The 14,171-nt window shown below is 41.7% G+C and carries 10 protein-coding genes and 1 rRNA gene; 7 read left to right on the top strand and 4 right to left on the bottom strand.

Going from position 1 to position 14,171, the window contains the following annotated elements:
* Positions 1–49: 49 nt before the first annotated feature.
* Both LJ707_RS10510 and LJ707_RS10505 read left to right on the top strand, forming a co-directional pair.
* Positions 50–676: a hypothetical protein gene (locus LJ707_RS10510; RefSeq protein WP_228950789.1), complete on the top strand. Its 627-nt coding sequence runs from the start codon at positions 50–52 to the stop codon at positions 674–676.
* A 141-nt stretch (positions 677–817) separates the two neighbouring features.
* Complete coding sequence (locus tag LJ707_RS10505) at positions 818–2,752, top strand: ATP-binding protein (protein ID WP_228950788.1); 1,935 nt, start codon at positions 818–820, stop codon at positions 2,750–2,752.
* Here the strand turns inward: LJ707_RS10505 and LJ707_RS10500 are convergent.
* Together LJ707_RS10500 and LJ707_RS10495 are read right to left on the bottom strand one after the other, a co-directional pair.
* Positions 2,746–3,201, bottom strand: a complete 456-nt coding sequence (locus LJ707_RS10500; RefSeq protein WP_228950787.1) for a 3-oxoacyl-ACP synthase — start codon at positions 3,199–3,201, stop codon at positions 2,746–2,748. The genes LJ707_RS10505 and LJ707_RS10500 overlap by 7 nt on opposite strands.
* Before the next feature lie 289 nt (positions 3,202–3,490).
* On the bottom strand, positions 3,491–4,510 hold the full coding sequence (locus LJ707_RS10495) for an aldo/keto reductase (RefSeq protein ID WP_228950786.1): 1,020 nt from the start codon (positions 4,508–4,510) through the stop codon (positions 3,491–3,493).
* A gap of 83 nt (positions 4,511–4,593) precedes the next feature.
* Between LJ707_RS10495 and LJ707_RS10490 the strand changes: the two genes are divergently transcribed.
* Positions 4,594–4,911, top strand: coding sequence for a hypothetical protein (locus tag LJ707_RS10490; protein ID WP_228950785.1), 318 nt, complete (start codon positions 4,594–4,596; stop codon positions 4,909–4,911).
* Here LJ707_RS10490 and LJ707_RS10485 read toward each other — a convergent pair.
* Positions 4,908–5,888, bottom strand: a complete 981-nt coding sequence (locus LJ707_RS10485; RefSeq protein WP_228950784.1) for an acyl-ACP desaturase — start codon at positions 5,886–5,888, stop codon at positions 4,908–4,910. The two genes, LJ707_RS10490 and LJ707_RS10485, sit on opposite strands and share 4 nt — an antisense overlap.
* A gap of 577 nt (positions 5,889–6,465) precedes the next feature.
* On the opposite strand from LJ707_RS10485, the gene LJ707_RS10480 reads away from it, so the two are divergent.
* Genes LJ707_RS10480 through LJ707_RS10465 form a run of 4 tightly spaced genes read left to right on the top strand, consistent with a single transcriptional unit; the run spans position 6,466 to position 13,359 of the window.
* Positions 6,466–7,812 (top strand): sensor histidine kinase KdpD, encoded by a 1,347-nt coding sequence (locus tag LJ707_RS10480; RefSeq protein ID WP_228950783.1) that lies wholly within the window; start codon positions 6,466–6,468, stop codon positions 7,810–7,812.
* A gap of 10 nt (positions 7,813–7,822) precedes the next feature.
* Complete coding sequence (locus LJ707_RS10475; protein ID WP_228950782.1) at positions 7,823–9,904, top strand: cellulose biosynthesis cyclic di-GMP-binding regulatory protein BcsB; 2,082 nt, start codon at positions 7,823–7,825, stop codon at positions 9,902–9,904.
* A gap of 60 nt (positions 9,905–9,964) precedes the next feature.
* Positions 9,965–11,809, top strand: a complete 1,845-nt coding sequence (locus LJ707_RS10470) for a glycosyltransferase family 2 protein (RefSeq protein WP_228950781.1) — start codon at positions 9,965–9,967, stop codon at positions 11,807–11,809.
* The gene (locus tag LJ707_RS10465) at positions 11,806–13,359 is read left to right on the top strand and encodes a hypothetical protein (RefSeq protein WP_228950780.1); all 1,554 of its coding nucleotides are present in this window, start codon (positions 11,806–11,808) and stop codon (positions 13,357–13,359) included. The genes LJ707_RS10470 and LJ707_RS10465 overlap by 4 nt, the downstream gene beginning before the upstream one ends.
* A gap of 710 nt (positions 13,360–14,069) precedes the next feature.
* On the opposite strand, the gene rrf is transcribed toward LJ707_RS10465, so the two are convergent.
* Positions 14,070–14,171: ribosomal RNA gene (rrf, locus tag LJ707_RS10460) — 5S ribosomal RNA — on the bottom strand; the annotation flags it as partial.

The following is a 14,171-nucleotide window of genomic DNA, read 5'->3' as shown; positions in this document are numbered from 1 at the left end:
AAAACACGACATTTTTTGGCATTGGACTTATAATTGGATTACCTGTGGTATGAAAAGAATAATACTAAGTGCCTTAACTATCGTTGCCTTTGCAAGCTGCAAAAAACTTAACGATGTTTTGCCTGACTCAACCATACCAAATAATCAAGAAGTTACCAAACCGGCGACTGAAGAAGATAAAAAGCTTTTAGCTACTTTAACTATTACGCCGGTAATTTATAAAACCCCGGTACAGGTTATTTCAACCAGCGTTGAAGGCAGCAAACTTAACCTTGCATTTAACGAGAAGGTACACCTGCTTATTGATAAGGATCGTTACAGCAGCTCATGGTACATTATATTTAATGAGGATTACAGCGGCACAGCATTGCAGGGACTTGATTATACCACAGTTACCCAATGGGGCACAACTGTAAAAAACTGGAAATCAAACAACCTTAACCAGTTTGTAAAAATAGTTACCGATACTACAATAGCCGGTAAAACAGTAGTTAATGTTAAGTTTGAACGTAAGTTCAACTTTTACAAGGAATATGATTCGGCCGAACAAGCCATTACCCAGCAAACTGCCCTTGAAGGTAAAACAGAAACGGTAAAATACGTTACACGTTATGAGCCGGATAGCGACACCACACGCTTTTATAATGTAACGGCTAAAGTGATCTATAAAAAATAATTGACCTCATAAATACACTCTATTATGTATAGGCGGCTCATAAATGGGTCGCCTTTTTTATTTTTTTATACGTTTAAACTGGTATAATTTGATATTTTCAACAGTAATTACAACATTTGAACTCCCGCTGTTGCCTGTTACATGATATTTAAACGTTGCCTTTTTTGCCTTATCGCCTTACTTTTTACAATAACTGGCTATGCCCAAAATACTGACAGCCTGCTGCGGCAATTTAACAAGTTAAAAAAATCAAAGGGCTTTTACCGGGATACGGCCAACATCAAACTGTTAACAAACCTTGCATCCGCCTACCGTACTGATAATACTGACAGCTCTTTGCTGTTTGGTAATACGGCATTAACTATTGCCCGCCAAACCCATAGCTCCGAGGGTGAGGCAAACGCCTGGGCAAGTATTGGCGGCGCTTATTATGTAAAGGGATCGTACTTTCAATCGCTCGAAGCGGCATCACGGTTAATGGATATTAGTTCGCGTATCAATTACAAAAGGGGCAAGGGAGATGCCTACCAGCTCAGGGGGCTGATATACCTTGGGCAGGATGAGTTTAAGGATGCCATAGCTGAGTTTGCAAAAGCGCTGAAGATATATAAGCAACTGGGCTTACCGGGTAAAACAGTGCGTATGTTATTCAACATCGGGCTAAGCTATGATGAGCTTCAGGATTCGACAAAAGCATTTGACTATCTTAACCAGGCCAAAGCCATCGCTTTACACACTAACGATGAGCAAATGGTGGCTATGATTTATAACCGCATAGGCGAAACTTATTACGATTTTAAGCTTTATAAAACGGCCATTGCCTTCCATAACAGGGTAATAAACGGCAAATATCAGGATAAGTGGGAAAACGCTTTTGCCTACTCAGGTTTGGCACAAGCCCAATACGAACTGGGTAATTATGATGCTGCATTAAAAAATGCTGTTAAAAGCCGGCAACTGGCCCATGAGGTACAAAGCCTTTGGGATGAGGTAAGGGCTTTAAAAATACTGGCACAGGCCTATGCCGCTACAGGCAATTTTGAACAGGCCTACCGCTACAACACACAGATGAATGTGTATAACGATAGCTTGCTGAATGACAACAAAGCAAAAAAGCTGGATTACCTGCACCTTAAACAACAACGGGATGAAAACATCAAGCTGGAAAAAGAGAACGAGATACACACGCAAAAAACACGGTTCAACCAACTTTTACTGGTAGCCATAGGCGTACTTACTGTTTGCATAAGCATATTTGCGGTAATTATGAGCCGGAGCAATGTGCAAAAAACCAGCCTTAATAATAAGCTGGAACGGCGCAACAGATCCATTGCCAACCAAAAGGAAGAAATAAGTCAGCAAAACGAAAAGCTTGATGCCATAAACCACACCAAAAATCAGCTCTTCTCGGTTATCAGTCATGATCTCCGGGGGCCGTTCGCTTCCATCATGCAAACTATTGAGCTGATACGCGATGATGAATTAACAGAGGACGAGCGTAACAGGATACTGGATAATTTTTATAAGCAGGTAGGCCAAATATCAACCATGGTGAATAACCTGTTACTTTGGGCCAACAGCCAGTTAGAAGGCAATATTACCCAACCACGTGAATTTGATGCGACAGTTATTGTTAATGAGGTAATAAATGTATCGGCCTACCTTGCGGGTAATAAAAATGTACAGTTGATACATGAGCATACCGGCACCAAGCAAATTTTTGCAGACCCGGATCATGTAAAAATCATTGTGCAAAACCTGGTTGGCAATGCTATTAAGTTCACCCCGTCCGGCGGCTCCGTTACCATATCATACACCCACGATGGTCCTAACCAGGTAATTCATATTAAAGATACCGGTGTTGGCATAAGCCTCGAAAAAATGGGTAAGCTTTTTAAGGTAGTAGGCAAAAGCATTAGCGGCTACGGCACCAATCATGAGCAGGGCGCAGGCATTGGCCTGCTGCTTATCAAACAATTTACCGAGGTAAATAAAGGCCGTATTAAACTACACAGCGAGCCCGGCGTGGGTACTGAAATATCCGTTTACTTACCTGTAAATGCACCTGATCAGTAAACTTTTTCTACCTGGTAACTTTTGCCGTTAAGGGCAAAGTTATCACCGGCCTTTTTACCTTTTAACAGTACACCGATAGGCGATGCGGCCGATACAGCAATATATGCTGCCCCATCCGCATGTAATACACCCGCGCTTATTGATATATAAAAGTTACCGTTGTTGGTTACAACAATGCTGCCCGCATCGGCTATGCCGCCGGCATTGCTCACCGTACTTAAATGATTAAGTACCACCTTTAGTTTATTAGCCTCGTTTAGCTGGGCCATATTGCGGTCTGTTTCCTGCTGCATCATGGCGCGGCCGGTTTCGTATTTATCGCCTGCGCTGCTTTTGGTTTCGTTATTTGCGGATTGCTGAGCTTCGGCAATGGCCTGCTCGGCATTATTTATACGCTGCTGTACGTAGTTGAGGCAAAGGGTATGGAGTTTGGATTTCAGTTCGGTCATGCAGATAGTTAAAAACAAGGTTCAAGTATACTAAAAAAATAAGAGCCCCCTTGCACTCGCTGCCCGGGGACTCTCAACCTAAACCTTATCACATATGTAAGAATTGAACTTACATAGCATTATAACGCACCTAAATGCGAAATAATATACGAACTTATTAAAATCAGTTTAACCCAATGAATTTCAATCCGTTATTTTTTTAAAATATAGTTTACTGACATTTAATTAACTACCTGTTACCTAAATTAACAGCGTCAAACGCACACCATATAGTTGTAAAACGGTTAAGCTACCGTTTTTCCACCTTATCATAAAACCCGCCAAAGGAGTTAACTTTTACAGCATCCTCTTTAAAAAAGTCGCCGGGGAAACCGAGTGGCACGGCACTCACTTCGTCAAGCGCTTTTAAGTGCGCATCGGTAAGTGCTACGTTTGTTACCTTCAAGTTATCTTTTAACTGGCTAACTTTTGTGGCGCCTACAATGGGTATCGATGAAAAGCCCTGGCGGCGTGTCCACTCCAATGCTACATTGCCTGGTGATACCCCTAATTCGTCAGCTATCTCCACCACTTTTTTGGTGATGATAACACTGTTATCATCCAAACGCTTGCTTTCGGGCTTTATACGCCCCTGCTCGCCGCGCAGGTATTTGCCTGTTAAAGCTCCCCCGGCCAACGGCGCCCATGGTGTAACAGTCATGCCGAAATGTTTGGCCATAGGTATCAGTTCGCGCTCGGGTGTGCGCTGCAACAGGCTATACTCAATTTGCAAAGCGATCAACTGGCTCCAGCCCATCAGTTCGGCAAGGGTATTACCTTTGGCAACCACCCAGGCGGGTGTATCGCTAATAGCGGCATAATTTATTTTGCCTTGTTTTACCAGGTCATCCAATCCGCGCAATACTTCGTCAATAGGCGTAATATTATCCCAGATGTGCAGGTACAGCACATCAATAAAATCAGTTTTCAGGCGTTTCAGGCTTTCCTCAACGCTGCGCATCATGTTTTTGCGGTTATTGCCTGATGCGTTTGGATTGGTGCGGTTATCCAGCAAGGTGTATTTGGTGGCCAGCACAAAGTAATCACGATCGTGGTTGCTTACATACTCACCTATTATTTTTTCGCTGGTGCCCAGTTTATAAATATTGGCCGTATCAATAAAATTACCGCCGGCATTGGCAAAAGTATCCATAATGGCAAAGCTGGTTTCTTTATCAGCACCCCAGCCGGCCTCGGTACCAAAACCCATGGTACCTAAACAAAGCTCAGACACCTTGAGGCCCGAACGGCCTAACAATTTGTAGTTCATAAAAGCAGATGATTTAAGTAAAACATTATAAACGAGTACAAGGTTGTATCAATAACATCAAATTTAACCGTTAAACACAGGTTATGAAAATTATAAACACCACAAAACCGTTATTGGTTGATAACTTGTACGATTATTTAAAGGCTAACCTGAACCGGCAGTTTGCCGAGCACCGTAATGAAGAAATTAATTTTGACCTGTTGCTGAACGGGCAAAGTATAGACATACAAAAGCCTGACCTGTATGATGGCTTTCTTTTCAGGCTGACGGCTACCGGCAGCAATACGCTGGAGGTAGCTAAATCAGAACATTATGTGGATGATGTGAATGTGCTTACGCTCGAATCAGTTTTGGATGATCTGTTTGTAAAACATCTGGGCGCTACCGCGCCGCAGATCTAACCGTTTATCCAACTGAATTTGTATTCGAGCATCGGGTTCTTCATGCGCTCGGCCACGCGCAATAAACGCTCAGGCAGTTTCATGATGTAATCGCGGGCTTTCTCAGCTTCGGCATTAAGGTCGGTAACGCTTTCAATATGCCAGTCCTCTATCAGCTCTTTCAGTATGTCAACATAATCAACAGCGGTATAAATACCCAGGCGTTGCGCCGCATCAGTAAAGTGACCGAATGTTTGACCTATTTTAAGCCCCACCTCACGTAAAAAATGTGCAGGCATAACAATCTTTTTGCGCATCATATCCTCAAAAGCCAGCATGGCCTCACTCGCGTCTACCTCAAATATCTTTTCAATAAAATATTTATAAGCTTTGGCATGGCGCGCTTCGTCTGACGCGATAACGCCGCACATTTTCGACAACAGCGTATCGCCATGTTTTTTGGCCTGCGATGCTACGCGGCGGTGCGATACGTTTGTAGCCAGCTCCTGGAACGAAGTATAAATAAAGTTGCGGTACGGATCGGCACCGGTGCCTATATCAAACCCATCAGCAATTAAGTACTGGGTTGATACTTCCATCATGCGCATATTTACACGGCCCGACAGGTATAAGTATTTATTAAGCAGATCGCCGTGGCGGTTCTCTTCGGCAGTCCAGTAACGGGTCCATTTCATCCAGCCGCCTTCTTCGTCCCGTGATACACCTTCAACCATGGTAAGCCATGATTCATAAGTCGGCAGCGCCTCCTCGGTAATGGTATCACCTATCAATACGGCTATCAGATCGTAAGAAAGGCCTTCGGCGCTTTCCTGCAGTTCTTTTATCTCACTAAAAAAAGTATCTCTTGAAGAATCCGGCAAAAAGTCGGCAGGTTGCCAAATGGTGTCAATCGGCTTTAAAAAATCATGCATCTTATCAAGCATGTATTTTTCAATATGCGTCATTACTTCCCTTCTTTTTTCTTCAAAATATCTCATAGCAATTTATTAGGGCTCAAAGTTAGTTAAATTAACTTAGTAACAATACATTTTGGGGTGGTATGATGAAGATCATTTTTGAACGTTCACACGTAGATTTATCGTCATTCAAACCACAATTGATTAACATATAGGAAAAATTTTCCGCACAATATGGAAATATTGCCCCACTTTTTTGCCCACACCCCAACTGTTTACCATAATACTAAATCAGGTATCCGGTATGTTAAAAATAAAAATCTTTGTTTTACAGAATATTCTGCACAGCCTTTAGTTAACTAAACACTTATAAACGATTTTAGTTTGATCTATTTTAAAGGCCTCTGTAAACCTGTTTTAGCAAAATATACGTGTAGTGCTTAAATTATACCATCTTTTTAAACAGATACATGTTTAGCCCGCCCCCACTAACTGCCGGGGTTTTACCTTTTCACAACCTGTATCTCCGGGGCATTTGGTTTACTTTTTGTGATTATGGAACTGTTAATTCCCGGTTTTTACCAGTGATGTTTAGATTGATGGACATCAATGAAAAGAATTACTAAACCTGTTGCCCTAATATTTCAACTACTGCATAATGTTTTTAAAGATCACTAAAGAGGAATTCTCAAAAGAGGTATTAAAAAAGGCCTGGTACCAAACCAATATCATCATCTGGACTATCATCTTTCTATACCCGCTTTTTAGCATCGTTGATTTTATATACGCAAATCAGCTATGGGTTAGTTTTTTGATCGTGCGCCTTACATCGGTTTTTGTGATCTATATGCTGTATAACTTTTTTCAGGCGCGTAAGCAAAGCTACCGCATACTGCTGCATCTGGTTATCGCTATCCTGTCAGTAAGCACGGCGTTGTTGTGCAACCTGGTCAATATCGAATCAATAAATATTTATTTTTTGCTGTACGCGGCCATCATCCTGTTTTTTAACCTGCAGGTATTTTGGGAAGCGCTTAACTCTATTATACAGGCACTGGCTGCCTTTTTATTTTTAGCGATATTTTTTAACACGTTTAACGAGTATACTATTGATCTGCTGGTAAGCAACGGCGGCCAGTTCTTTTTTGTTATTGTGGTAATATCAACCATTATACCCCATGCCCGCTATAAAGTACTTGCCCGCGAGGTACAGGCACAGATACTGATCGAAAAATCAAACGAACAACTGAAGGCCCAGTACCAGGATATTAATGAGAAGAACAATATTATTGATATGCAGTACGAGCAACTGCGCAAGCTTGACGAGCAGAAGAACAGCTTTATAAACATTGCCGGGCACGACCTTAAAAACCTGATAGGCTCCATTATTATGAGTAATAATATGGTTAAGGATGAGGATTACCGTCTGAGCAATGACCAAAAGGAGTTTGTTGGTTACATTACCGAATCGGCCGAGAAGATGCAGTATATGCTTAATAAGCTGATGGATGTTAAGGAGATCTCATCACCTGAGATTAAGTTTAACCTGGAGATATTTGATGCCAACCAGGAGGTGCAATATGTTTTTAAAGGCTTGCAGGAAACCGCCCACATGAAAAACATACACCTGATTGACTATATATTGAAGCTACCGCTAAATGTTAAGCTCGACCGTGTATTTGCCGGGCAGGTGTTCCAAAATTTGCTGTCAAATGCTATAAAATTTTCGCAAACCAATAACAACATTAAAGTGGTTACCAGCCTGCAGCGCCAAAAATTTGTTTTAGAAATTATTGACGAGGGCATAGCCATTGGCCAGCAGGAGTTGGATATGATGTTCAACAAACTAAAAACATTAAATGATGTGGGTGCCGTGCAGGAGAGCCGCCTGGGCCTGGGCCTTTCAATTGCCAAACTCATGACCATGGAGATGGGCGGCGATATTTATTATCGCAGTGATGATAATGGCAACTATTTCAGAGTAGAATTTTACGTTATAAATTAATATGCAACCAATGAAGAGAGTTCTTACCTTCTTAGCCTTTTTACTTGTACTTTCAATCAACACCAGGGCGCAAAGCGTTGTGTCGTTCAAATCAATGGGGCATCCGGATAATGCCATTTACGGCATGAGCGGCGCTTCATCGTACTTTTTGAGGATCAGTCCGCTGGTTGAGATGAACGGCAGTAAACTGGTAATGTACTTTGAGCCATCGCAGGCATTGATCAAGGATCATTCCTTTATCAACATCCTTATCAATGATCAGCCGGTGATCAGTTCAAGGCTAACCAAGGATTCTTTACAAAAAATAGTGATCAACCTGTCAAGGGCTGACCTATCGCCCGAAAAGTATTTAAAAGTACAGGTTAAAACCCTGCTAACCATCAGCGATGATAAATGCCGCGACCTGGATAACCCGGCCATGTGGATCAAGATAAAAGGCTACTCGTACCTTTCACTGGTAAAAAGCAACAAGAATTTTTTTAATAACGTAAATATCAGCAACTGCTTTGAATCAAAACGCGCTATAGTATATCCGGCAAACCCGTCACTGCACGATCTGAAAGCTGTAGCATGGGCATACGCAAGACTTAAAAAAACACAATCAAAGGAGATACATGTGTACGAGGCCGGTAAGGTACCTGATAGTGTTAAGAATTATATTATGGTGGGCGATGTATCGCAACTGCCCGAAGCACAGCGCCGCCTGGTAAAAGTAAATCCGCAGGACGGGCAAGGCCTGTTTTACCTGCACAAATCCATAACCTCACTTACCGATACGCTTACCACCATGGTTGATGTACGCGGCAAACTGGTTCCGGTTAAAACGGTATCAACCAGCGTGGTACCTAATGAAATTCTGTTTGTTTCAGGCGGTGATAACCGTGGTTACGAAAAGGCTATTACCGCCCTGGGTAACATGAATATACTTAACTCAACCTATGGCGACTACCTGCTGATAAATAACGCCGAGAACAGCTTTTTTCAAAATATTGACGAAAGCCGCTCAAAATTATCATTAAAACAGGTAGGCGGTACCAGCACTTTCATGTCGGGCATTGGTTCATTAAAAACTGTATATAACTTTAAAAACAGCGATTTTAGCTTTACACCAAAGGAGGTTGAGATACGCTTTGTTGGTATTTACAGCAGCCTTAACCCCGGCGATCGCGGCTTTTTTAACATTTACCTTAATGGTTTACTCATCAGCAGTGAAAAGCTCGACGCATCGGGCAAGCTGAATACCGCCGTAACCATTAACCGCTACCAGCACCATAAATACAATACGCTGGAGGCCGAATTCAGGTTTTACCCAAGCAGCGGCAACTGCCAAAACAGCTTTACCAATTTCTTTTGTGAGATTGATGTTGATAAATCATACCTGGCATCAAAAAACCCTTTCATTACCAATGATCTGAGTTTTTACCAGTATCCCGAAGCATTTAACAGCGGCTCAACACGGCTTATTGTTAGCCGTAACTATGCAAAACACGCTGCCGCGGCCCTGGGCGAGATCATTTACGAGCTTAACAATAACATCAATGCCAACAACTTTCCGGAGATTGTATACTCAGACGAAGTACAACCGGGCGATCTGAAAAAATATAACGTGGTTGCGCTGTTATCACAAAATGATAAGCTGATGGATGAATTTCCGGACGCGCCTATAAAGTTCAACCAAAAGTTTCGCCTATACAACGCGGATAATAATAAGGTGGTTTATTCCCTATCAGACAGTGTATCAAACGGCCTGGCACAAATATTTTATGGCCGCAGCAATAATGCTACCCTGGTACTTACCGCAACCGGCAAACACCCGGCCGAGGCATTTTTATCTGTTGCGCGTTCAATTACCGAGCAATTGTCAACCCTGTCAAGCAACGTGTGTATCTCTGATATTAACACCAATAAATACCTTTTTAACATTAATAAATCAAGCGAAAACCTGGAGTACGTAGATACCAAAAGCGGGCTTGCTCAATTTTGGGAAAGCTACAACCTGTATATACTGCTGGGTATTTTGATATTGATACTGGTATCATTCCTGTACGTACGTTCAAGGGTACAAAGTTCTCAGGATCTGTTTAACGAATAATAATAATATTCATATATCGCCGGACTTTAATTGCTAAAGCCCGGCTAACCTTTAGTATTGATGATAACCTCTGTTGCTGAGCTATTAATTACCGACGGCTTTATTACCCCCGCCGAACGCGAGAGCATTGAAAAGCTTTCGGCAAAATTGGGGCAGGCCTTTATTAAGGTAGCCCTCAACTTTGGCTACATATCCCGTAAAAACTATGAGCGTTCGCTTATAAACGCGGGCTATCCGCTTAACCAAATACGTGAAGAGGAGTATGACAAGGATATACTCAGCAAAATAGAGCTGAAACTGGCTAATGATCATGTGGCGCTACCCCTGCGCGTGCAGGATGGCAAACTGATAACCCTGATGGCCGACCCAACCGACCAGCTTTTTATCGATTTCGTACGTTTTACTTACGATCTGGAGCCGGAGATCATCATAGCATCTGATCTGGATATCACCTGGATGAGCCACCGGTTATTGGGCGAGAAATATGTAAAATCGGCCGTGTTTGAACTGATGCACCGCGATCCGGCAAATTCCGCGCGGGTTACCTTTACATCAAAGCAACTTATATTTTTGTTTGTACTGTTAGGCGTGATTTGTGTAGGCCTGGTACTTAATTTTAAGAATACCTCCATTACCATCAATGTAATACTGAGTTTCTTCTTTTTAATAGCCATCTCGTTCAAGCTATTTTTGGCACTGGTGGGCTCGAGGTTTGAGCTGCACCAGGCGGTAACCAACCAGGAAGTGCGTGACGTAGTAACGGATGACCTGCCGGTTTATACCATACACCTGCCGGTGTACAAGGAGGATAAGCTGATCAAAAAATTGATATGGAACCTGCAAAGTATTGATTACCCCCGCGAGCAACTGGATATAAAGCTCCTGATTGAAGAGGATGATGACAAAACCCTTAACGCGGTACGTAACCTCGATTTTCCGGCTACGTTTGAGGTTATTGTAGTGCCTTTTCATATGCCTAAAACCAAGCCGAAAGCATGTAATTACGGTCTGCACTTTTCGCGCGGAACTTTTTTAACCATTTACGATGCCGAGGATATACCGGATACGGATCAGCTTAAAAAAGTGGTAGCTTTATTCAACAAGATGCCCGATAACTTTATATGCGTACAATGTTCGTTGAATTACTTTAACCGTAATGAAAACTTTTTGACGCGTATGTTCACCCTTGAGTATTCGTATTGGTTTGATTATATGCTTCCGGGGCTTGATACCCTGGATATTCCTATCCCGCTGGGCGGTACAAGCAACCATTTTAAAATGGAAAACCTGGTAGAGCTTGGCGCCTGGGATCCTTTTAACGTTACCGAGGATGCCGACCTGGGTGTGCGCGCTTATGCTAAGGGATATAAAATAGCAGTGGTTAATTCCACAACATACGAAGAGGCTAACAACGAACCCATTAACTGGATACGCCAACGCTCGCGCTGGATAAAGGGCTACATGCAAACCTACCTGGTACACATGCGCGACCCGATCGCCCTGTACCGTAAGATAGGCCTGAAAGGCTTTTTAGGGTTCAGTTTTTTTATAGGCGCAACCCCAATTACCTTTTTGGTATACCCGCTGCTGCTCATCATATTTTTGAACTATATATTGTTTGACCTGTCAACCATCCGTACCCTCTTTCCGGATTGGGTACTGTTCATGTCCATCTTTAACCTGATGGTAGGCAACATCCTGATGATCTATGTGAATATGATGGCCGTATTTAAGCGCAGGTTTTATGAACTAATACTTTTTGCCGTAGCTAACCCGATATACTGGATGCTGCACTCAATAGCGGCATACAAAGGCTTATACCAATTAATTGTAAACCCCTTTTACTGGGAAAAAACCAATCACGGTTTAAGTAAAATGAGCAGCCCGGTTAACGTAGTAAAATGATAAAGAAATCGACATTCCTTTTAATAATAACCTTTTTATTAGCCGTTTACTACCTGGTATTGGGAGTGTACTTCAATAAGCTGGGCTATTATAATGCCGAGGCACTATTTTATATCGAAAAATCAAAGATAGTTTTTGAAGGCTTGGGCAACCGCCTGAAAGTAATGGGTTTAACGGCTCCTATTATTCCGTTCTACTCAACCTTCCTGTTTACTTTTATTAACTACTTGCTGGCACCGGTAATAGCATCAGCCATTGGTACGGCCATATTGTTTTATTTGATAGCAGCTACCCTTTTAAAAGATGTTAAGGATAATTTTTATCTGGCGCTGTTATTGATATTTTTTGTATTCCATCCGGGTATGTTGTATGCCGCTACGGCAGGTAAAAGCCTGTATCTGGTGCTGGCTTTTTTTTACATGTTCTTTTTGAACATATTGAAGTTTTACCGATCAAACACAACATACCACGTATCTCTTGCCAGTATTTGCCTGGTAACACTTACCTTTTGCGATTACCGGTTCATCTGGTTAACGCTGTTCTTTATTCCGCTGATATTGTCCATCACTTTAAAAAGCCTTAACCTGAGCGAAAAGGAATCGATATTCAGATTGTTCCTGAGTTTTAACAGCCCATCATTAAGGCGTAAGCTTATCAGCAAAACCTTTGCGCTATATATCATCATATTTATATTACCTATCGCGTCAATTGTATGTTATAAGCTGCTCAACCTTACTCATGCTAATGATCTGAATTACTTTATTGAAAGCCCCTACGCTACCTGGAACGTATTGGCCGATAAAATAAACTTTGACGAGGTTACCAATAGTACCACGTATAAAATGCCCGATTCGGCTGTGCTGCTATCGTTAAAAATGATCATGTACGCTCCGCTAATATTGCTCGCGTTGTATATGTACCGCCAAAATACCTACCAGGTATTAACACTACTTACACCGTTTGCCTTTATTGAATTTTTGCGGCTCAAGTACGACAAGATTTATATAGCGCATGAATTTTATTTAATATTTATAATACTGGCACTGCTGTGCATTATTTTTAAGCTCGAATCATATAAAAATAAAAAGACACTGAGGATACTAATGGGTATTGGTATGGCCATACAAATATTTACCGGCTATTACTTTTTAAACCGCTCGCCTATTAGCGATGAGCAAAAGTTTATGATAATGCTGCGCAAACCTGTTGAAAACCACGACCAGGATGAGAGTAAGGATATTGCCGATTATATTAACGCCCTGCCTGATAACAGCCTGATTATGGCTGATGATGCTATTGCCTACCCGGTAGCGGCATTTGTAGATAACATTCAAAAACTGGTAATGCCATACCAGGATAAATTTTTAACCGCGATAGAAACGCCGAGGGGCTATGTGAGCTATATCTTGGTGGCAAGTCCGTCAAACAGGGTAAAGGGCTATACCCAGCTCAATAACACTTACTTTAACTTTATGCGCACTAATGACTCCGGGATGCTTGTGCAAAAAGTTTATGAAACACCTGACTGGGAATTGTACAGGATTAAATAGTTTTATTTATCCCTTATAATGAGCAAATTAGTGAATGAATTTAAAATTCGCACTATTGCTTATCACCTGTTTGTCTGCTGTACTTAGTTTTCAAAACAAAACTTATCAGCCTAAACGAAAAGATATTATCCCCAATATTTATACGGACACCACAGTTCGAAAGGTTGATCTTGGTAAGAGTAACCTAACTATTTCTATTCCCAGGAATTACAAGCTCACAAAATATCAAGGCACAGATTACTGGTGGTTTACATTCAAACCTAAAAATACACGCGATACTGTTTCACCAACAGGTAGAATATACCTGGAAAATTTCCCTAACAAACATTTATACCCAAATGACTGCCCTGTAATTAAGCAGAAGATGTTGTTTTTGGGCCGACTTGAGAACTTGAATATAAACGTTGTACTTTCCATTATTATACCCAGATAATTATTCAGAATACTGATACTACTGCCTGGTACGAAAAGATACAACTATTTGGCGAAGCCCGATCTGATAACGATTTACAACAGCTTATATTGATAATGAAAAGTATTAACCGGAGAAGTAAGCCAGTTGCCAATTAGCAGTTGCTAATAACCATTTAGCACTAATTGAGATACGTTTGTTAAGTTAGATTTGTGATGGAACGGAAGGCTGCCTTTGACTTAAAAAAGTCAATGTATAAAAAAAGCCCCGATCATTACTGAAGGGGGCTGATTGTAAAGTTTGGCACCGACCTACTCTCCCACGTTTTACCGCAGTACCATCGGCTCTGGCGGGCTTAACTTCTCTGTTCGGAATGGGAAGAGGTGGACACCGCCGATAT

The organism is Mucilaginibacter sp. UR6-1 (genome assembly GCF_020880975.1).
Taxonomy (GTDB): domain Bacteria; phylum Bacteroidota; class Bacteroidia; order Sphingobacteriales; family Sphingobacteriaceae; genus Mucilaginibacter.
Note: the sequence above shows the minus strand (reverse complement) of the source record. Positions and strands in the feature narration are given on the sequence as shown.